Source organism: Geodermatophilaceae bacterium NBWT11 (genome assembly GCA_014218215.1).
Lineage (GTDB): Bacteria > Actinomycetota > Actinomycetes > Mycobacteriales > Geodermatophilaceae > Klenkia.
This window is the reverse complement of the sequence record CP043652.1, coordinates 1,129,662-1,149,390: the sequence shown is the minus strand read 5'-3', so window position 1 is coordinate 1,149,390 and position 19,729 is coordinate 1,129,662. Positions and strand designations below refer to the sequence as shown.

Sequence of the window (19,729 nt, the reverse complement as noted above, 5' to 3'; positions counted from 1 at the left end):
CTCGTAAGATGACCGCCGTGCGCACCCCGACGGCCCCCGCCCGCCCGCATGCCCTCGCCGCGGGGGTGCTCGCCGGCGCGCTGCTGCTCACCGGGTGCACGAGCACCGTGGACGGCACGGCCAGCCCGGTGGCGGCGGGCACGTCCCAGGCGCCGGAGAGCTCCTCGGAGGCGCCGGAGACCAGCGAGGCCCCCACGGGTCAGGTGACGCCGGCGCCGGAGATCGGGCCGGGCACCGGTGCCGAGGCCCGGCGGATCGCCTCGGTGAGCTCGCTGATCTCCACCACCAGCCCCGAGCGCACCGAGGGCTGCTTCCCCTCCGGTCCCTTCGGCAGCGCCAGCGGCATCGACGTCCTCTACTTCGGGGACGGCCGGGTCGAGCAGGAGCTGGACCGGTGGGGCTTCGTGGCCGGGTGGGGGAACTGCAACCAGGACGTGGCGAACAACGGCTCGTTGACGCTGGCCGCGGAGATGAGCGACCCCGACTCGGCGGTCGCGGCCGCCGAGGCGCTCAACGAGATCGGCCTGGACTACGACCTCGGCGGCACCGAGCCGGTGGAGCTGCCCGACCTGGGTGTCACCGGGGCGCTGACCGCCGGGGGAGCCGACTCGGCGGGGAACCCGACCGACACCGCGCAGGCCTGGGTGCCGACCGGGCGGATGCTCGCCTACGCGTTCGTGGACGCCCCCGCCGGGGGAGCGGTGGACCTGCTGACCCGGCAGTTGCAGGACCAGCTGGCCCTGCTGGCGACCTTCGAGCCCACCCCCCAGGACCAGGTGCCCGACCTGGACTCCGACCCCCTGGACCTGGCCCAGTACGCCCTGGCGCCGCCCGGGGACCCGACCCGGTTCACCGGCGGCTACGACCTCGAGGGCTACCTGCGCTTCGCCATCGACCCGATCGCCGAGCGCACGCTGCTCGGCAGCAACGGGTTCACCGGCTTCTACGCCAAGCAGTCCGGCGACGACGCCACGGACCTCGAGTACGCCGTCGCGCTCTACGCCTTCCCGACCTCGGCGCAGACCAACGCCGTCTACGAGGGCTTCCGCACGCTGGAGACCACCGAGTTCGGCGGCACCCCGTTCGTGCTGCCGGCCATCCCCGACGCGCCCTGCTTCGTCTTCGCCTCCGACGACACCGGGACGTCGTTCTACCAGCGGTGCTACGTGGGCTTCGGCAGCTACCTGGCCAGCCTCGACGTGCTGGGCGTGACCGCGATCGACGACTACTCCCAGATGAACACCCTGCTGCCGCAGCAGCGCGACCTCATCGACGGCTGACCGGGGCGGTCGGGGTCCGCCCGGCTGGTATCGTCGTCCGCTGGCGCGCCTGCCGGCTGGTGCACGCGCGCTGTCGATCGTCTTCGATCCCGTCTCCCGTTCTCGGTGAGGCGACTCCACCAGCCACTCCGACGACGAGGAAGTGGGCCCCCGTGCGCACGTACACCCCCAAGCCCGGTGACATCACCCGGGCCTGGCACGTCATCGACGCCACCGACGTGGTGCTCGGTCGACTGGCCAGCCAGACCGCGCAGCTCCTGCGCGGCAAGCACAAGCCGATGTACGCCCTGCACATGGACGTCGGCGACTTCGTCGTCGTCATCAACGCGGGCAAGGTCGCGCTGACCGGCTCCAAGCGCGACGAGAAGACGGCCTACCGCCACTCGGGTCACCCGGGCGGCCTCAAGGCCATCAACGTCGGCGACGAGATCAAGACCCGTCCCGACCGCGTCATCGAGCGCGCCGTCAAGGGGATGCTGCCGCACAACACGCTGGGCCGGCAGATGCTCTCCAAGCTCAAGGTCTACGCCGGGCCCGAGCACCCGCACGCCGCCCAGCAGCCCCAGACCTACGAGATCAAGCAGGTGTCCCAGTGACCACCCCGATGACGGCCCCCCAGACCGTGACCGACGCCGACGGTCGCCCGATCCAGACCGTCGGCCGCCGCAAGGAGGCCATCGTCCGGGTGCGCCTGCTCCCCGGCACCGGCCAGTTCAAGCTCAACGGCCGGACCATCGAGGAGTACTTCCCGAACAAGGTCCACCAGCAGCTCATCCGTGAGCCGTTCGTGATCCTCGAGAAGAACGAGCAGTACGACGTGGTCGGCCTGCTCCACGGTGGCGGCGTCTCCGGCCAGGCCGGTGCGCTGCGTCTGGCGATCGCCCGGGCGCTCATCGAGGTCGAGCCCGACGACCGTCCGGCGCTGAAGAAGGCCGGCTTCCTCACTCGTGACCCGCGGGCCACCGAGCGCAAGAAGTACGGCCTGAAGAAGGCGCGCAAGGCGCCCCAGTACTCCAAGCGCTGACCGGGCAGTCCGTGGGTCGCCTCTTCGGGACCGACGGCGTCCGGGGTCGGGCCAACGCCGACCTCACGCCGGAGTTGGCCCTCTCGGTGGCACGTGCTGCCGCCAGCGTGCTCGCCGACCGCGACGGGACCCAGCGTCCCGTCGCGGTCGTCGGCCGCGACCCCCGTGCCAGCGGGGAGATGCTCGAGGCCGCCGTGGTGGCGGGCCTGTCGAGCGCGGGCGCCGAGGTGCTGCGGGTGGGCGTGCTGCCCACCCCCGCCGTCGCCTTCCTGACCGCCCAGACCGGCGCCGACCTCGGCGTGATGATCTCGGCCAGTCACAACCCGATGCCCGACAACGGCATCAAGCTGTTCTCCCGCGGTGGGCACAAGCTGCCCGACGCGGTCGAGGCGGCCATCGAACGTCGGATCACCGGCCACCTGTCGGCCAGCGACGCCCCCGACCACCGGCCCACCGGCGCCGACGTCGGCCGGGTCCGCGACCTGCCCGACGCCGGCTCCCGCTACGTGGAGCACGTGCTGTCCTCGCTGCGCCGTCCGCTCGCCGGGGTCCGTGTCGTCGTCGACTGCGCGCACGGCGCCGCCTCGGTCTGCGCCCCGGAGGTCTACCGCCGGGCCGGCGCCCAGGTGCACGTCATCGGCGGGGACCCCGACGGCTGGAACATCAACGACGGCATCGGCTCCACCCACCTGGGGCCGCTGCGGGACGCCGTGGCCGCCACCGGGGCCGACATCGGCATCGCCCACGACGGGGACGCCGACCGCTGCCTGGCCGTCACCGCCACCGGCGAGCTGGTGGACGGCGACCAGATCCTCGCCATCTGCGCCCTGGACCTGCACGAGCGCGGTGAGCTCGTCGGCGACACGGTCGTCGCGACCGTGATGAGCAACCTGGGCTTCCACCACACGATGCGCGACGCCGGCATCACCGTGGCCACCACCGCGGTCGGGGACCGCTACGTGCTGGAGGCGCTGCGCTCGCGCGGGCTGTCCCTGGGCGGGGAGCAGTCCGGGCACCTGGTGTTCCTGGACTGGGCCACCACCGGCGACGGCCTGCTCACCGGGCTGGCCCTGCTGGCCCGGATGTCGGCCACCGGCTCCTCGCTGGCCGAGCTCGCCTCCGTCGTCCAGAAGCTGCCGCAGGTGCTGGTGAACGTGTCGGTGAGCGACCGCATCGCCGTCGCCGAGGACGAGGACGTCGCCCGGGCGGTCAACGCCGCGGAGGAGGAGCTCGGCGACACCGGGCGGGTGCTGCTGCGCCCCTCGGGCACCGAGCAGCTGGTCCGGGTGATGGTCGAGGCCCCCACCCAGGAGCAGGCCGACGAGGTCGCGCACCGGCTCGCCGAGGTCGTCGCCGCCGTCTGAGGACGCCCCCGGGGGACGTATCGTCAGACCCCATGTGCGGCATCGTGGGGTACGTCGGTCCTCAGAACGCGTTGGACGTGGTCCTGGAGGGCCTGCGCCGGTTGGAGTACCGGGGGTACGACTCCGCGGGGGTCGCCGTCCTGGCCGACGGGCGGCTGGCCACGGCCAAGAAGGCCGGCAAGGTCGCGAACCTGGAGAAGGAGCTCGCCGAGAAGGCGCTCCCGGCGTCCACGATCGGGATCGGGCACACCCGCTGGGCCACCCACGGGGGGCCGACCGACCGCAACGCCCACCCGCACACCTCCGCCGACGGCACCGTGGCGGTGATCCACAACGGGATCATCGAGAACTTCGCCTCCCTGCGCACCGAGGTCGAGGCCACCGGGGTCGAGTTCACCTCCGAGACCGACACCGAGGTCGTCGCCCACCTGCTGGCCGCGGTGTACCCCACGCTGCCCGAGGGCCCGGGCCGGCTGGCCGAGGCCATGCGGGTCGTCTCCCGCCGGCTCGAGGGCGCCTTCACCCTCGTCGCCAGCCACGCCGCCGAGCCCGACACGCTGGTCGCCTCGCGCCGCAACTCCCCGCTCGTGGTCGGCGTGGGGGACGGCGAGTACTTCCTCGGCTCCGACGTCGCCGCCTTCATCGGGCACACCCGCGACGCCCTGGAGCTGGGCCAGGACCAGGTCGTCGAGCTGCACCGCACCCGCGGCGTGACCGTCACCGACTTCGCCGGGAACACCGTCGAGCCGCTGGCCTACTCCGTCGACTGGGACGCCGCGGCCGCCGAGAAGGGCGGCTACGACTGGTTCATGCTCAAGGAGATCGCCGAGCAGCCCCAGGCCGTCGCCGACACCCTGCTGGGCCGCCTCGGCGAGCGCGGGGAGATCGTGCTGGACGAGGTGCGGATCTCCGACGAGGACCTGCGCGGGGTCACCAAGGTCTTCGTGATCGCCTGCGGCACCGCCTACCACGCCGGTCTCATCGCCAAGTACGCCATCGAGCACTGGACCCGGATCCCGGTCGAGGTCGAGCTGGCCAGCGAGTTCCGCTACCGGGACCCGGTGCTCGACCGCTCGACGCTGGTCGTCGTCATCTCCCAGTCCGGGGAGACGATGGACACCCTGATGGCGCTGCGGCACGCCAAGGAGCAGCAGGCCCGGGTGCTGGCGATCTGCAACGCCAACGGCTCGACGATCCCGCGCGAGTCCGACGCGGTGCTCTACACCCGGGCCGGACCCGAGGTCGCCGTCGCCTCGACCAAGGGGTTCCTCACCCAGATCGTGGCCTGCTACCTGGTCGGGCTCTTCCTGGCCCAGGTGCGCGGGCTGAAGTACGAGGACGAGGTCGCCGCCGTCGTCGCCGAGCTGCGCCAGCTGCCCGAGCAGGTGTCCCAGGTGCTCTCGGGCATGGACGAGGTGCGCGCGCTGGGCCGGTCGCTGGCCACCGAGTCCACGATCCTCTTCCTGGGCCGGCACGTCGGGTACCCGGTGGCCCTGGAGGGCGCGCTCAAGCTCAAGGAGCTGGCCTACATCCACGCCGAGGGCTTCGCCGCCGGCGAGCTCAAGCACGGCTCCATCGCGCTGATCGGCGACGGCACCCCGGTCATCGTGATCGCGCCGTCCCCCCGCGGCCGGGAGTCGCTGCACGGCAAGGTGGTCTCCAACATCCAGGAGGTCCGGGCCCGCGGGGCACGCACCATCGTGATCGCCGAGGAGGGCGACGACGACGTGCTGCCCTACGCCGACCACGTCATCCGGGTGCCCCGCACGCCCACGCTGCTCGCCCCGGTGGTCACCACGATCCCGCTGCAGGTGCTGGCCTGCGAGATCGCCGACACCCGCGGCCTGGACGTCGACATGCCCCGCAACCTGGCCAAGTCCGTCACCGTGGAATGAGGTGATCGTCGGGGTCGGGATCGACGTGTGTCCGGTGGAGCGGTTCGCTGCCTCGCTCACCCGGACGCCGGGGCTGCGGGACCGGCTGTTCACCGCCGCCGAGCAGCGGACGCCGTCCGGGGCCGAACGCAGCGGTGAGTCCCTGGCCGCCCGGTTCGCGGCCAAGGAGGCACTCGCGAAGGCCCTCGGTGCCCCCGGGGACCTGCACTGGCACGACGCCGAGGTGACCGTCGGCGAGCACGGCCGTCCGCTCATCGAGGTGCGCGGCACGGTGGCCGCCCGGGCCGCACTGCTCGGGGTGACCGGCTGGCACGTGTCGCTGAGCCACGACGGGGGCATCGCCTCGGCCGTGGTGATCGCAGAGGCGGACGCGTGACCGGGCTGTACACCGCCGACCAGGTGCGGGCGGCGGAGGCCGACCTGCTGGCCCGGCTGCCCCAGGGCGCCCTGATGCAGCGCGCCGCGACCGGACTGGCCACCGTGTGCCTGCGGCTGGTCGGCCGGGCGGTCGGCGTCCGGGTGGTCCTGCTGGTCGGGGCCGGGGACAACGGCGGCGACGCCCTGTTCGCCGGGGCCTTCCTCGCCGGCCGCGGGGCCGCGGTCACCGCGCTGCTCCTGGACCCCGACCGGGCTCACCCGGCCGGTCTCGCCGCCCTCCGCCGGGCCGGGGGCCGCACCGTCACCGACCCCGGCGCCGCCGGACTGGAGCGCGCCGACCTCGTGCTGGACGGGATCGTCGGCATCGGCGGCCGGGGCGGGCTCCGGCCGGCCGCCGCCGACGTCGTCGCCCGGGCGGTGGCCGGACCGGGGCTGCTCGTCGCCGTCGACCTGCCCAGCGGGGTGGACGCCGACACCGGGGCCGTCGACGGCGAGGCGTTCCCGGCCCAGCACACCGTCGTCCTCGGCGCGGTGAAGGCCGGTCTGGTCGTGGGGGAGGGACGCGGGCACGCCGGCACCGTGCACCTGGTGGACATCGGCCTGGAGCTGCCGGCGCCGTCCGCCCGACAGCTCACCGACGCCGAGGTGGCCGACCGGCTGCCCGACCCCGGCGCCGGGGACGACAAGTACAGCCAGGGCGTCGTCGGCGTCGTCGCGGGATCGGCCACCTACCCCGGTGCGGGCGTGCTCTGCACCGGCGCCGCGCTGCGCACCCGGCCCGGCCTGGTCCGGTACGCCGGCACCGCCGCCGAAGGGGTCCGGGCCGCCTGGCCCGAGGCGATCGTCACCGCCGGCCGACCGTCGGACGCCGGCCGGGTGCAGGCCTGGGTGGTCGGCCCCGGGATGGGCACCGACGACGACGCGGCCGCCGTGCTCGCCGAGGTGCTGGCCACGGACCTCCCGGTGCTCGTCGATGCCGACGGGCTCACCCTGCTCGCCCGCGATCCGGCCCTGGCCCGCGACCGGTCGGCCCCCACCGTGCTGACTCCGCACGACCGGGAGTTCACCCGCTTCGGCTGGGACCTGGGCGCCGACCGGATCGGTGCCGCCCGGGCCGCTGCGGCCGACCTCGGCGTGACCGTGCTGCTCAAGGGCGACGCCACGGTGGTCGCCGACGCCGACGGCACCGCCTTCGTCAACGGCACCGGCACCCCCTGGCTGGCCACCGCCGGCACCGGGGACGTGCTCTCCGGCATCGCCGGCGCGCTGCTCGCGACCGGGCTCCCCGCCGTGGAGGCCGCGGCGGCCGCCGCCCACCTGCACGGCCGCGCCGGCCAGCTCGCCGCCGCGCAGGGCCCGCTGATCGCCTCCGACCTGGTCCGCCACCTCCCCGCCGCCGTCCGCCGCCTCACCCACACCTGACGACAAGGACGGCGGTCTCAACGGGTGTGTGCAACGGCCTCGTTGAATGCTTCGGCGGGAGTCTTCCAGCCCAGGGTCTGGCGGGGTCTGCCGTTGAGTCGTGCGGCGATGGCGTCGAGGTCGTGCTGGGTGAAGGCCGTGAGGTCGGCGCCCTTGGGCAGGTACTGGCGGAGGAGGCCGTTGGTGTTCTCGTTGCTGCCTCGCTGCCAGGGGCTCTTGGGGTCGCAGAAATAGACGTCGACGCCGGTGGCCACGGTGAACTGTGCGTGGGCGGCCATCTCCTTGCCCTGGTCCCAGGTCAGGGACCGGCGCAGCTGGGCTGGCACCCGCCTGATCGCTGCGGCCAGAGCCGGGTGGACCTGCTCGGCCTTCTTGCCTTCCGGTAGCGCCACCAACGCCACGAACCGGGTGGTGCGCTCCACCAGGGTGGCCACTGCACTGGGCAGCTTGCCCAAGACGAGGTCGCCCTCCCAGTGCCCGGGGACCGCCCGGTCGGTGGCCTCGGCGGGTCGTTCGGAGATCGGGACCATCCCGTGCAGCTGCCCCCGCCCGGAGGGAAGCTTGGCCCCGCGCGGGTGCCGGGTCGCCCGACCGGTGCGCAACGACCGGGTCAACTCACGGGCCAACCCGCCCCTGGCCTGCACGAACAAGGTCAGGTAGATCGTCTCGTGGGAGACCCGCATCGCCTCATCGTCGGGGAAGTCCACGACCAAGCGTGACGCGATCTGCTGCGGTGACCACTCCAGGGCCAGCCCACGCTGCACTTCGGCGCGCAACCGGCCGTTGACTGCCAGCTTCGCCGGCTTGGGTCGCAGCGCCCGACGATCGGCCGCGGCATCGGCTGCTGCGGCCCGGTAGGCCTCCCGCCCGCCGTTGCGGGCCAGCTCCCGGCTGATCGTGGAGGGCTCGCGCCCCAACACACGCGCGATCGCCCGCACCGACGCCTCGGCGGCGATCCCGCGGCTGATCTCCTCCCGCTCGACCACGCTCAACGCCAGCGGCCCCCGCCGCCGCACCGCCGGTCGTCTACCACCACACGCCGTGACATGCCGGTGCACCGTGGCATGGGACAACCCCAACGACCGGCCGATCCCGCGCAGTGACTCACCAGCCCGCCACCGCGCCCACAACTGATCCTGCTGCTCCACCGACAACCCCACCGGACCACCCCTCAGACCACGACACCGTGATCATCTGCAGAGGCTGTTGCATCCACCCGTTGAGACCGCCGCGCTTCTCGTCAGGACCTCTGACGAGAAACGCCTTTCTCGTCGGCGTCGGGTCGGGGAGGGGCCGGGGGGAGGGGGGCTGGGATGATCGCGGGCGTGAGAGAGCAGAACCGGGCCGAGGTCGTGGTCGACCTCGACGCGATCGCCGCCAACACCGCAGCCCTGCGCGAGCGGGTCGGCCGGCCGCTGATGGCGGTGGTCAAGGCCGACGGGTACGGCCACGGGCTGGTCCCCGCCGCCCGGGCCGCGCTGGCCGGGGGCGCCGACGCGCTCGGGGTCACCGTGCTCGAGGAGGCACTCGCGCTGCGGGCCGCCGGGGTCACCGCGCCGGTGCTGTCCTGGCAGCACGCCCCGGGGGAGGACTACGCGGCCGGGCTCGCCGCCGACGTCGAGCTGTCGGTCAACGCGGGGTGGGCACTGGCCGAGGTCGTGGACGCCGCCCGGGCCACCGGCCGCACCGCCCGGGTGCAGCTGTTCGTCGACACCGGGCTCTCCCGCGAGGGCGCGACCCCCGCCGACTGGCCCGGGCTGGTGGCCGCCGCCGTCCGGGCGCAGGAGGACGGCGACGTCGTCGTCACCGGGCTGTGGAGCCACCTCGCCTACGCCGACGCCCCCACCCACCCGACGATCGCCGCCCAGGTCGCGGTCTTCGAGGAGGCCACCGCGCTGGCCCGTGAGGCCGGTCTGACCGAGGCGCGGCGGCACCTGGCGAACTCCGCGGCCACCATCGCGCTGCCGCACACCTGGTACGACATGGTCCGCCCGGGCGTCGCGGTGTACGGCCTGGACCCGCTCGGTGGCGACCCGGCGCAGTACGGCCTGCGCCCGGCGATGACCGTGCGCGCCCGCGTCGCGCTCACCAAGCGGGTGCCCGCCGGCACCGGGGTCAGCTACGGCCACACCCACCACACGGTCGCCGAGACCACCCTGGCGCTGGTGCCGGTCGGGTACGCCGACGGCGTGCCGCGGGCCGGTGGCAACCGGGCGCCGGTGCTCGCCGGCGGCGTACAGCGGACCATCGCCGGCCGGGTCTGCATGGACCAGTTCGTGCTCGAGGTCGGGGACGACGCGATCGCCCCCGGCGACGAGGTCGTGCTGTGGGGCCCCGGCGACGCCGGCGAGCCCACCGCGCAGGACTGGGCCGACGTGCTGGACACCATCCACTACGAGCTGGTCACCCGGGTCGGCGGACGTTTCACCCGGGTGCACACCGGCAGCGCGGGGGTGCCGGCGTGAGCCAGCACCCCACCCCGAAGACGGTCGGCATCCTGGGCGGGGTGCTCGGGCTGGCCGCGGCCGGCGCCGCGGTGGGCGTCGCCGTCACCCGGGCGGCCGGTCGACGGGTCACGGCCGCCCAGCTCGGCCCGGCCGCCGAGCTGGGGACGATCGAGCCCACCGACCGGCCCGAGGCAGTGCAGCGCGAGGACGACCCGCTGGGCACCGCCAGCCGGGCGGCGGACACCACCGCCCTCGTGCAGACCCCGGACGGCGTGCTGCTGTCGGTGGAGGAGGTCGGCCCGCAGGACGCGCCCCTGACCGTCGTCTTCGTGCACGGCTACTGCCTGTCGATGGCGTCCTGGACGTTCCAGCGCCGGGACCTCGGAGCCGCGGTGGCCACCGCGAACGGGCACCGGCCCGACGCCCGGCTGGTCTTCTACGACCAGCGCGGGCACGGCTCCTCCGGGCGCGGTCCGGCCGAGCACTCCACGATCGACCAGCTCGCCGACGACCTCGTCGCCGTCCTGGACGCGCGGGCGCCGCGCGGACCGGTCGTGCTCGTCGGGCACTCGATGGGCGGCATGACGGTGCTGTCGCTGGCCGCCCGCCGGCCCGACCTGTTCGGCGGCCGGGTGGTCGGGGTCGGTCTGGTGTCCACCTCGAGTGGCGGCCTGTCCGACCTGAGCTTCGGGCTGCCGCACCTGCTCACCCGGTTCAGCGCCGCGGTCTTCCCGATCGCCGGCTACACCATGCGGCACCGGCCGCAGTGGGCCGAGCGCACCCGCCGGGTGGCCCGCGACGTCGTCTCGGCGGTCGTCAAGACGATGTCCTTCGCCGGGCCGGACGTCGACCCCGCCCTGGTGCGCTACGTGGACGCGATGATCGCCGGCACCCCGGTGGACGTGATCGGCGAGTTCTACCCGGCCATCGCCGGCCTGGACGCCAGCGCCGCCATCGAGCCGCTGACCCGGGTGCCCGTCCTGGTGCTCGGCGGCGATGCGGACAAGCTCATCCCGCAGGGCCACAGCGACCGCATCGTGGCCCGCATCGAGGAGGCCGGCACCCCCGACGCCCCGCCGGACCTGGAGTACGTCGTCGTCCCGGACAGCGGACACCTGGTGCTGCTGCAGCACCCCGCCGAGGTCACTGCGGCGGTCACCCGGCTGCTGCGCCGCGTGGGACAGCGGGCCCGCTCGTGAGACGGGTGCTGCCCACCCCGGCCGACACGCACGCCCTCGGCGTGGAGCTCGCGGGGCTGCTACGTGCCGGGGACCTGGTGCTGCTGGCCGGGCCGCTGGGCGCCGGCAAGACCGCACTGACCCAGGGCATCGGCGCCGGGCTGGGCGTGCCCGGCGCGGTCACCTCGCCGACCTTCGTGCTGGCCCGGGTGCACCGCGGTGGACGCGTGCCGCTCGTGCACGTCGACGCCTACCGGCTGGGCTCGGTCGCCGACGTCGACGACCTGGACCTCGACGCCTCCGCCGACGAGGCGGTCACCGTCGTGGAGTGGGGGCACGGGCTGGTCGAGCAGCTGGCCGACGAGCACCTGGTCGTCGGGCTGAGCAGGGCCGACGACGACGTGCGCACCGCCGAGCTGGTGCCGCACGGGCCGTCCTGGACCGCCCGGCTCGCCGAGCTGCCCGACCGCCCGCAGCGCCGTCGGGCGACCGTGCGGGTGCTGCTGCTGGACGACCACGACCGGGTGCTCCTGTTCCGGGACAGCGACACCGGGACGACGCCGGTGTCGACCTGGTGGATGACGCCCGGCGGCGGCATCGAGGACGGCGAGGACGAGCTGACCGCCGTCGTCCGGGAGCTCGCCGAGGAGACCGGGCTGGACGTCGACCCCGCGCAGGTGCTGGGCCCGGTCGCCCGCCGACGGGTCCGGCACGGGTACTCCGACCAGGTCGTGGACCAGGCCGACGTGTTCTACGTCGTCCGGGTGCCGGCGTTCGACGTCTCGGTGGCCGGCCACACCGAGGACGAGCAGCGCACCCTGCTGGGCCACCGCTGGTGGACCCGGGAGGAGCTGGCCTCGGCGGCCGAGCCCGTGTGGCCGGTGCTGCTCCCCGAGCTCTGGGACCTCGCCGACGACCCCGCCGCCTGGCCCCGCGAGCTGCCCGACGTCGAGGAGTCCACCCGCGCCTGACCCGGCGGCGACTAACCTGACTCGTCGTGCTCGTCCTGGCGCTCGACACCGCGACCCCGACCCTCGTGGTCGGGCTCGCCGCGACCGGCCCGGACGGCCGGGTGCTCGCCGAGACCGCACTGGCCTCGGGCACCCGGCACGCCGAGCTGCTGACCCCGACGGTCACCGCGGTGCTCGCCGAGGCCGGCGTGACCCTGACCGACGTCGGTGCGCTGGTCGTCGGTCTGGGCCCGGGGCCCTACACCGGGCTTCGGGTCGGGATCGTCACCGCCGCCGCGCTGGGTGACGCCCTCGGGCTGACCGTGCACGGGGTCTGCAGCCTGGACGCGGTCGGCTCCGGTGCCCGGGTGGTCGTCACCGACGCCCGGCGCAAGGAGGTGCACTGGCGGGCCTTCGACGACGCCGGCGCACCGACCACCGAGCCCGGGGTCGGCCGGCCCGAGGAGCTCGAGCTGCCCGACCTGCCGCTGGTCGGCGACGTCCGGTTCGCCGAGCGGCTGGGCCGCGGCGTGACCGCCGCCGAGGTGTCCACCGCCGGGCTGGTGCGCACCGCGGGCCCGCTGCTCGAGCGCCCCCCGGCGCCGCTCGTCCCGCTCTACCTGCGCCGCCCCGACGCCGTCCCCAACGTGGTGCGCAAGCCGGTGACCCGGTGATCGGGCTGCGTCCGATGACCCGCGAGGACCTCACCGCCGTGATGCGGCTGGAGGAGGAGCTCTTCGCCCCCGACACCTGGACCCGCGCGATGTACCTGGAGGAGCTCGGGATGCCCGACACCCGCAGCTACACCGTGGCCGTCGAGGGCGACGAGGTGCTCGGGTACGCCGGGCTGATCGCCTACCCCGACGAGGCGCACGTGGCCACCATCGGGGTCACCGGCACCCGGCAGGGCCAGGGCATCGGCGGCCGGCTGCTGGACGCGCTGCTCGCCGAGGCCGACACCCGGTCACCGGTCGTGCTGCTGGAGGTCCGGGCCACCGACGAGGCCACCCAGGGCCTCTACGCCCGGCGCGGCTTCGTGCCGATCGGCGTGCGGCTGAACTACTACCCCAACAGCGGCGAGGACGCGGTGGTGATGAAGCGTGGCTGACACCCAGCCGCTCGTGCTGGGCTTCGAGACCAGCTGCGACGAGACCGGCATCGGCCTGGTCCGCGGGCAGACCCTGTTGTCCGACGCGCTCGCCACGTCGATGGCCGAGCACGAGCGCTTCGGCGGCGTCATCCCCGAGATCGCCTCCCGGGCCCACCTGGAGGCGATGGTCCCGACCGTGCACCGGGCGCTGGCCGACGCCGGGGTGGGGTTCGGCGACGTCGACGCGGTGGCGGTGACCAGCGGGCCCGGGCTCACCGGTGCGCTGCTGGTCGGGGTGGCCGCGGCGAAGGCGTACGCGCTGGCCCTGGGCGTGCCGCTGTACGGGGTCAACCACCTGGCCGCACACGTCGCGGTCGACGAGCTCGAGCACGGCCGGCTGGCCGAACCGAGCATCGCGATGCTGGTCTCCGGCGGGCACAGCTCCCTGCTCCTGGTGCCCGACCTCGCCCAGGACGTGCAGCCGCTCGGGCAGACCATCGACGACGCCGCGGGGGAGGCCTTCGACAAGGTCGCCCGGGTGCTCGGGCTGCCCTTCCCCGGCGGACCCCCGATCGACCGCGCCGCCCGCGACGGCGACCCGCGCTCCATCGCGTTCCCGCGCGGGCTCACCGGCCCCCGGGACGCGGCCTACGACTTCTCGTTCTCCGGGCTGAAGACCGCCGTGGCCCGCTGGGTCGAGACCCGCGAGCGGGCCGGGGAGCCCGTGCCGGTCGCCGACGTCGCCGCCGCGTTCCAGGAGGCCGTGGTCGACGTCCTCACCGCCAAGGCCGTGCGGGCCTGCCGCGAGCACGGCGTGGACCACCTCGTCATCGGCGGGGGAGTGGCCGCCAACAGCCGGCTGCGCGCGGTCGCCCAGGAGCGCTGCGACGCCGCCGGCATCGTGCTGCGGGTGCCCAGCCCCCGGCTGTGCACCGACAACGGCGCGATGGTCGCTGCGCTGGGCTCCCGGCTGGTCGAGGCCGGCGTCGCGCCGTCCGCCCCGGACCTGGGCGCCGACAGCTCGCTGCCGGTCACCGTGGTCTCCCGGTAGCCGGCTCGCACAGCAGCACGGTGGGGACGTCGAGGACCCGGGTGACCACGACGACCGCGTGCCCGTCGCCCCGCCCGCGCAGCTGCCTGACCAGCGCCTCGGGCTCCACCGCCGAGCCGCGCTTCTTCACCGTCACGCTGCCGACGCCGCGCTCGCGCAGCAGCGCCTTGACCCGCTTCACGGCGAAGGGCAGCACGTCGGTGACCCGGTAGGAGCTGACCCAGGGGGAGTCGGTGGCCGCGTCGGAGGTCAGGTAGGCGATCTGCGGGTCGACCAGGGTGGCGTCCAGCTCCGCGGCCACCGTCGCGACCAGGCCGGACCGGATGACGGCGGGGTCGGGCTCGTGCAGCCACTCCCGGACGGCGGCCACCGGTGCCCGGCCGGGGTCGTCGTCGGCGGTGAGCTCGTGCCAGGTGCCCGCGCGCAGCTGGGTCGCCCGCCGCCAGGTCGTTGACACGCCCCGCCCCCACAGCAGGGCCTCGACGATCGAGCCGCCGACCGACACCCACTCGGCCTCGACGCCGTCGGGCACGCGCTCGTGGTCCAGCCCCGGCGCCACCTTGACGACGCAGGTGGGCACCGCGTCGAGCAGGGCGGTCACGGTGGACCAGGGCGGGGACCAGCCGTCGGGGTCCAGCACCCGGCGCCCGTCCGCCCGCCGGGCCGGATCGAGGACCGCGGCCTCGCAGTCGGCCACCCGCCCCTCGTGGGCGGCAGCCACCAGGTCGACGACGTCGGCGTCGCGGACCGTCACCCCGGTGAGCCCGAGGGCCGCGGCGTTGAGCGTGGTGAGCTCGCGGGCGACCGGGTCCCGGTCCACCGCGGTCACCCGGGCGCCGGCCCGGGCCAGCGCCACGGTGTCGGTGCCCGAGGCGCAGCCCAGGTCGGCCACGGTGGCGGCGCCGCCGGCGAGGAGCCGGGCGGCCCGCCGGTCGGCCAGCTCGGGGCGGCCGGCCTGCTCCAGGGCGTCGCCGGTGAACAGCAGCCGGTCGGTGTCGGCCCCGAACGCGGGCCGGGCCTTCTCCCGCTGCCGGGCCACCCCCCACGCCGGGTTGCCGACCTCGGGACCGAACTCGGCGCGCAGCCGGGACAGCGCGGTCACCACGTCGGTGCGGCTGGCCAGCAGCTCCCCGGCCCGGGAGAGCGCCGCCGTGCCCGCCGGGGTGGCCAGCGCGTGCAGCTGCCGGAGGGTCTCCGCGGTCTCGTCGTCGCTGGCCACGACGCACAGCCTCGCCCACGGTCCCCCGCGGCGCGCGACCCGCTTGAGGGGCTGGCACTCGCATGGGTAGAGTGCCAATCGACACGGGCCGGGCCTGACCCCCGCGACGGCAGACCCCGGCCCCCGTGCCACAGCATCAGCAGCACCGCACCACCCACTCACGCCACTGCTCGACGAACCGAAGGGGGAGTCACCACGTGACCACCGCCACCAAGGTCAGCATCAAGCCGCTGGAGGACCGCGTCGTGGTCCAGGCCAACGAGGCCGAGACCACCACGGCCTCCGGTCTGGTCATCCCGGACACCGCCAAGGAGAAGCCCCAGGAGGGCACCGTCATCGCGGTCGGCCCCGGTCGCATCGACGACAACGGCAACCGCGTCCCCCTGGACGTCAACGTGGGCGACGTCGTCGTCTACTCGAAGTACGGCGGCACCGAGGTGCGTTACGCCGGCGAGGACTACCTCGTGCTCTCGGCCCGCGACCTGCTGGCCGTCGTCGTCAAGTGATGTAAGGACCCCCTCAACCCCCGCACGCCGCTCCGCGACGCGCGGGGCCCCTACGAGGGGGCCGTTCCAGCAGCTCCCGTTCCACCGAACCGCCCCGGGCGACCCGAGCACCACCGGGTCCCGGGGCGGTTCGCGTCCCACCCCCAGAACCTGCGATCGAGAGGTCCCCATGCCCAAGATCATCCACTTCGACGAGGACGCCCGGCGTTCCCTCGAGCGCGGCGTCGACAAGCTCGCCGACGCCGTCCGCGTGACCCTCGGCCCCCGTGGCCGCAACGTGGTCATCGACAAGAAGTTCGGCGCCCCGACGATCACCAACGACGGCGTCACCATCGCCCGTGAGGTCGACCTCGAGGACCCCTTCGAGAACCTCGGCGCGCAGCTGGCCAAGAACGTCGCCACCAAGACCAACGATGTCGCCGGCGACGGCACCACCACCGCCACCGTGCTCGCCCAGTCCCTCGTCCACGAGGGCCTGCGCAACGTCACCGCCGGGGCCAACCCGACCGCGCTGGGCCGGGGCATCCACGCCGCCGTCACCGCGGTGCAGGCCGCCCTCGACGCCGCCGCGATCCCGGTCGACGACCGTCGTTCGATCTCCGGCGTCGCCACCATCTCCGCCCAGGACTCCGTCATCGGCGACCTGATCGGCGAGGCGATGGAGAAGGTCGGCAAGGACGGCGTCATCACCGTCGAGGAGTCCAACACCATGGACACCGAGCTGGTCGTGACCGAGGGCCTGGCCTTCGACAAGGGCTACCTGTCGCCCTACTTCGTCACCGACCAGGAGTCGATGGAGGCCGTCCTCGACGACGCCCTCCTGCTGCTCGTGGCCGGCAAGGTCTCCGCGCTGGCCGACCTGCTCCCGCTGCTGGAGAAGGTGCTGGGCTCCGGCGCCCGCCCGCTGCTGATCGTGGCCGAGGACGTCGAGGGCGAGGCGCTCTCGACCCTGGTCGTGAACTCCATCCGCAAGACCATCAAGGTCGTCGCGGTGAAGTCCCCCTTCTTCGGGGACCGCCGCAAGGCCTTCATGCAGGACCTCGCCATCGTCACCGGCGGCCAGGTCGTGTCCGAGGACGTCGGGCTCAAGCTGTCCGACGTCGGCCTCGAGGTGCTCGGCACCGCCCGTCGCGTCACCGTCACCAAGGACGACACCGTCCTGGTCGACGGCGGCGGGCAGCCCACCGCGGTCTCCGAGCGGGTCGCCCAGATCCGCCGCGAGATCGAGGACACCGACTCCGACTGGGACCGTGAGAAGCTCCAGGAGCGCCTGGCCAAGCTCGCCGGCGGCATCGGCGTCATCCGCGTGGGTGCCGCGACCGAGGTCGAGATGAAGGAGAAGAAGCACCGCATCGAGGACGCGATCGCCGCGACCCGCGCTGCGGTGGAGGAGGGCGTCGTCCCCGGTGGTGGCTCCGCCCTGGTGCACGCCGCCACCGCGATCGACGGGCTCTCCCTCTCCGGGGACGAGCTCACCGGCGCACGGTCGGTCCGCAAGGCCCTGGACGCCCCGCTGACCCAGATCGCCTCCAACGCCGGCTTCGAGGGTGCGGTCGTCGTCGGCCGCGTCCGCGAGCTCGGCACCGGCCGAGGCTTCAACGCCGCGACCGGCGAGTACGGCGACCTGGCCGCCCAGGGCGTCATCGACCCGGTCAAGGTCACCAAGGCCGCCCTCGGGCACGCCGCCTCGATCGCCGCGATGATCCTGACGACGGACTCCGCGGTCGTCGAGGCTCCCGAGGAGAGCCTCGGGAACGCCGGCGGTGGGCACCACACCCACGGCCACGGCGGCGGGCACGGGCACAGCCACTAAGGACCTCGTCGCCCCCCACCTCACGCTCCGCGCGGGGTGGGGCCCTGCGACGAGGCCTGCGGCTGGTTGCTCGTCGACCTGAGCGGCCAGCTGCTGCAACGACGAGAGGGCCGGTCGACCATCCGTGGTCGACCGGCCCTCTCGGGGTTCTGGGGGGACCTCACGGTCCCGGGTGGGGCGGCGTCAGACGCCGGCGGCCACCGGGGCGGGCTCGGAGGCGATGAGCCGGGTGCGCTCCTCCTCGCTCATGCCGCCCCACACGCCGTAGGGCTCGCGGACGCTGAGCGCGTGCTTGAGGCAGGCGTCGATCACGGGGCAGGTGCCGCAGACGGCCTTGGCGGCAGCCTGGCGACGGGCGCGGGCAGGGCCACGCTCACCGTCGGGGTGGAAGAACAACGACGTGGACTCGCCACGGCAGGAACCGTGCAGTTGCCAGTCCCAGACCTCGGCGACAGGCGTGGGCAGACGGCGGATGTCGGCCATGTGGACCCTCCTCGGCTCGTTGAGCCGGGGGTGCTGCCCGGCTCGCTCCAGGCAACTGCCCCGGGCAGATCCCGGTCAAACGCAACTCGATCATGCTTTCTGTTGCGGGGTCGCCAGAGCTGTGCGAGGCGTCCGGATGGACCCGTCCAGCTGCACAGCGGGTCACGCCCCCCGCCGGCGCATCCCACCGAACGTGTGCTCCTCACTCCGGAGGGTGACACCCGCTGTCCTCCACCCCTCGAGTGGATCAAGGTGGTCCTCGGGCCTGCCGACCACCGGGTGGGGGACCCCGGACCACCCGTGTGGTGGAAACCGGGTCCTCGCCGTCCGGAACCCCCGGCGCAGCGACAGGAGCAGACGTGATCGAGGACAGGACCAGGACCGGCGTGAACGGCGGCAGTGCCACGGCGACCGCCGGCGGTGCCGTGGTGTGGGTGTTCGACGAACGACGGCGGGTGCGCGACGACGTCGCCTCGCGCCTGGTCGCGCTCTCCTTCGTCGGCCGGGTCGAGGCCGTCGGCGACAGCGCCTCCCTGCTGGCCCGGCTGGCCACCCGTCAGCCCGACGTGCTGCTGGTGGGCACCCAGCGGGCGACCGACAACGGCCTCGCCGTCGCCACCCAGGTGCTCCGCGCGCACCCCGGGCTCTCGGTGCTCGTCCTCGGCGCCCCCGACGACGCCGAGACCGTCCGGGCGGCCGTCTCCTTCGGCGCCCGCGGCTACCTGCGCTGGGACGCCTCGCCCGTCGAGATGGGCCTGGGCCTGTCCCGCGCGGGACTGCGCGCCGAGCCCGGCCGTGCGCCGCACAGCGGACCGCTCTCCACCGTCGGGGCGTCCTCCGCGCCGGCCGGCCCCGGGTGGAGCGGCTCCAGCGCGCTCGCCGGCGCGGGCCCCACCACCGTGCGCGCCGCCGTCCGGGCCGACGTCCCGGCCGTCAGCCTGTCCGTCCGCGAGATGCAGGTGCTCACCGGCATGAGCCAGGGCAAGTCCAACGCCCAGATCGGCCGCGAGCTCTACCTGTCCGAGGACACCATCAAGACCCACGCCCGCCGGCTGTTCCGCAAGCTCGGCGCCAAGGACCGCGCCGAGGCCGTCGCCAGCGGCTTCCGCCGCGGCATGATGAGCTGATCAGCCCTCGCGGGAGTGGCGCCCCTTCGGGGGACCGTCGGTGGGCTCGTCGGCCTCGGCCCGCGCGGCCTGGCCGTCGGCGTACCCGCTGGCGTAGTCCCAGCTGACGTAGTCGTCGGGGTCGGGGTCGAAGGGCGGCTCGTGCCGACCGGTCTGGCCCTCGTCGAGGAGCTGGCGCAGGTTGGCCTGCATCAGGGCCCAGTCGACGTGGTGCTCCTCGTCGCAGTCCGGGCAGTCCACGACGATGCCCTTGACCCCGGTGGGCTCCAGCAGGGCACGGAAGACCTCCAGCTCGGCGAGGTCGTCGAGCACCCCGGCGCGCTCCTCCATCGTCAGCGGGGGAGGCGGCGGCTGGTCGGCCGTGTCGTCGGTCCCGAACGCGTCGTCCCACGAGGTCACCGACCCAGCCTAGGCGTCCTCGGGGTGTGACCGACCCGGCAGCCTACGATCGGGCACGGTCCTCGCGCGCCGTCCCGGCGCCACCACCACCAGGCGAGAGGTG

The 19,729-nt window shown here is 74.4% G+C and carries 20 protein-coding genes; 16 read left to right on the top strand and 4 right to left on the bottom strand.

Annotated elements, in window-relative coordinates; all coding sequences use genetic code 11:
- Positions 1-17: 17 nt before the first annotated feature.
- The 7 genes from F1C76_05375 to F1C76_05345 all read left to right on the top strand — a co-directional run bounded on the left by F1C76_05375 (position 18) and on the right by F1C76_05345 (position 7,363).
- Positions 18-1,280, top strand: coding sequence for a hypothetical protein (locus tag F1C76_05375; protein ID QNG36094.1), 1,263 nt, complete (start codon positions 18-20; stop codon positions 1,278-1,280).
- A 152-nt stretch (positions 1,281-1,432) separates the two neighbouring features.
- Entirely contained in the window at positions 1,433-1,876 is a 444-nt protein-coding gene (gene rplM, locus F1C76_05370) for a 50S ribosomal protein L13 (protein ID QNG36093.1), read from the top strand.
- Between the two features lie 8 nt (positions 1,877-1,884).
- A complete protein-coding gene (gene rpsI, locus F1C76_05365; protein QNG39029.1) occupies positions 1,885-2,304 on the top strand; it encodes a 30S ribosomal protein S9 in 420 nt (139 codons plus the stop codon).
- An 11-nt stretch (positions 2,305-2,315) separates the two neighbouring features.
- Complete coding sequence (locus tag F1C76_05360) at positions 2,316-3,668, top strand: phosphoglucosamine mutase (GenBank protein QNG36092.1); 1,353 nt, start codon at positions 2,316-2,318, stop codon at positions 3,666-3,668.
- Between the two features lie 32 nt (positions 3,669-3,700).
- On the top strand, positions 3,701-5,563 hold the full coding sequence (gene glmS / locus F1C76_05355) for a glutamine--fructose-6-phosphate transaminase (isomerizing) (protein ID QNG36091.1): 1,863 nt from the start codon (positions 3,701-3,703) through the stop codon (positions 5,561-5,563).
- 1 nt (position 5,564) lies between these two features.
- Positions 5,565-5,939 carry a holo-ACP synthase gene (locus F1C76_05350; GenBank protein ID QNG36090.1) on the top strand — a complete coding sequence of 125 codons (375 nt, stop codon included), beginning with the start codon at positions 5,565-5,567 and terminating at the stop codon, positions 5,937-5,939.
- On the top strand, positions 5,936-7,363 hold the full coding sequence (locus tag F1C76_05345) for an NAD(P)H-hydrate dehydratase (protein ID QNG36089.1): 1,428 nt from the start codon (positions 5,936-5,938) through the stop codon (positions 7,361-7,363). The genes F1C76_05350 and F1C76_05345 overlap by 4 nt, the downstream gene beginning before the upstream one ends.
- A gap of 17 nt (positions 7,364-7,380) precedes the next feature.
- On the opposite strand, the gene F1C76_05340 is transcribed toward F1C76_05345, so the two are convergent.
- On the bottom strand, positions 7,381-8,538 hold the full coding sequence (locus F1C76_05340; GenBank protein QNG36088.1) for an IS30 family transposase: 1,158 nt from the start codon (positions 8,536-8,538) through the stop codon (positions 7,381-7,383).
- 138 nt (positions 8,539-8,676) lie between these two features.
- On the opposite strand from F1C76_05340, the gene F1C76_05335 reads away from it, so the two are divergent.
- The 6 genes from F1C76_05335 to tsaD are packed head-to-tail and all read left to right on the top strand — an operon-like array spanning position 8,677 to position 14,079.
- Entirely contained in the window at positions 8,677-9,828 is a 1,152-nt protein-coding gene (locus F1C76_05335) for an alanine racemase (protein QNG36087.1), read from the top strand.
- Positions 9,825-11,009, top strand: a complete 1,185-nt coding sequence (locus tag F1C76_05330) for an alpha/beta hydrolase (protein QNG36086.1) — start codon at positions 9,825-9,827, stop codon at positions 11,007-11,009. The genes F1C76_05335 and F1C76_05330 overlap by 4 nt, the downstream gene beginning before the upstream one ends.
- A complete protein-coding gene (gene tsaE / locus F1C76_05325; GenBank protein QNG36085.1) occupies positions 11,006-11,959 on the top strand; it encodes a tRNA (adenosine(37)-N6)-threonylcarbamoyltransferase complex ATPase subunit type 1 TsaE in 954 nt (317 codons plus the stop codon). Before F1C76_05330 ends, tsaE begins: the two co-directional genes overlap by 4 nt.
- 26 nt (positions 11,960-11,985) lie before the next feature.
- Positions 11,986-12,612 carry a tRNA (adenosine(37)-N6)-threonylcarbamoyltransferase complex dimerization subunit type 1 TsaB gene (tsaB, locus tag F1C76_05320; protein QNG36084.1) on the top strand — a complete coding sequence of 209 codons (627 nt, stop codon included), beginning with the start codon at positions 11,986-11,988 and terminating at the stop codon, positions 12,610-12,612.
- Positions 12,613-12,626: 14 nt separating this feature from the next.
- Positions 12,627-13,046 (top strand): ribosomal-protein-alanine N-acetyltransferase, encoded by a 420-nt coding sequence (gene rimI, locus F1C76_05315; protein ID QNG39028.1) that lies wholly within the window; start codon positions 12,627-12,629, stop codon positions 13,044-13,046.
- The gene (tsaD, locus tag F1C76_05310; GenBank protein QNG36083.1) at positions 13,039-14,079 is read left to right on the top strand and encodes a tRNA (adenosine(37)-N6)-threonylcarbamoyltransferase complex transferase subunit TsaD; all 1,041 of its coding nucleotides are present in this window, start codon (positions 13,039-13,041) and stop codon (positions 14,077-14,079) included. The genes rimI and tsaD overlap by 8 nt, the downstream gene beginning before the upstream one ends.
- On the opposite strand, the gene F1C76_05305 is transcribed toward tsaD, so the two are convergent.
- Positions 14,060-15,298 carry a methyltransferase domain-containing protein gene (locus tag F1C76_05305; protein QNG36082.1) on the bottom strand — a complete coding sequence of 413 codons (1,239 nt, stop codon included), beginning with the start codon at positions 15,296-15,298 and terminating at the stop codon, positions 14,060-14,062. The two genes, tsaD and F1C76_05305, sit on opposite strands and share 20 nt — an antisense overlap.
- A gap of 197 nt (positions 15,299-15,495) precedes the next feature.
- Here F1C76_05305 and F1C76_05300 point away from each other — a divergent pair, with 197 nt between their 5' ends.
- A complete protein-coding gene (locus F1C76_05300) occupies positions 15,496-15,804 on the top strand; it encodes a co-chaperone GroES (protein ID QNG36081.1) in 309 nt (102 codons plus the stop codon).
- 169 nt (positions 15,805-15,973) lie between these two features.
- On the top strand, positions 15,974-17,617 hold the full coding sequence (gene groL, locus F1C76_05295) for a chaperonin GroEL (protein ID QNG36080.1): 1,644 nt from the start codon (positions 15,974-15,976) through the stop codon (positions 17,615-17,617).
- Positions 17,618-17,800: 183 nt separating this feature from the next.
- On the opposite strand, the gene F1C76_05290 is transcribed toward groL, so the two are convergent.
- Positions 17,801-18,100 (bottom strand): WhiB family transcriptional regulator, encoded by a 300-nt coding sequence (locus tag F1C76_05290; GenBank protein ID QNG36079.1) that lies wholly within the window; start codon positions 18,098-18,100, stop codon positions 17,801-17,803.
- Between the two features lie 425 nt (positions 18,101-18,525).
- On the opposite strand from F1C76_05290, the gene F1C76_05285 reads away from it, so the two are divergent.
- Positions 18,526-19,227 (top strand): response regulator transcription factor, encoded by a 702-nt coding sequence (locus F1C76_05285; protein ID QNG39027.1) that lies wholly within the window; start codon positions 18,526-18,528, stop codon positions 19,225-19,227.
- On the opposite strand, the gene F1C76_05280 is transcribed toward F1C76_05285, so the two are convergent.
- A complete protein-coding gene (locus tag F1C76_05280; protein QNG36078.1) occupies positions 19,228-19,626 on the bottom strand; it encodes a hypothetical protein in 399 nt (132 codons plus the stop codon).
- Between the last annotated feature and the right edge of the window lie 103 nt (positions 19,627-19,729).

Bases quoted from the DNA above. Each gene is read 5' to 3' on its own strand.
- rpsI (QNG39029.1), top strand. From the start codon at position 1,885: ATGACGGCCCCCCAGACCGTGACCGACGCCGACGGTCGCCCGATCCAG.
- glmS (QNG36091.1), top strand. From the start codon at position 3,701: ATGTGCGGCATCGTGGGGTACGTCGGTCCTCAGAACGCGTTGGACGTG.
- F1C76_05335 (QNG36087.1), top strand. From the start codon at position 8,677: ATGATCGCGGGCGTGAGAGAGCAGAACCGGGCCGAGGTCGTGGTCGAC.
- rimI (QNG39028.1), top strand. From the start codon at position 12,627: ATGACCCGCGAGGACCTCACCGCCGTGATGCGGCTGGAGGAGGAGCTC.
- groL (QNG36080.1), top strand. From the start codon at position 15,974: ATGCCCAAGATCATCCACTTCGACGAGGACGCCCGGCGTTCCCTCGAG.
- F1C76_05290 (QNG36079.1), bottom strand. From the start codon at position 18,100: ATGGCCGACATCCGCCGTCTGCCCACGCCTGTCGCCGAGGTCTGGGAC.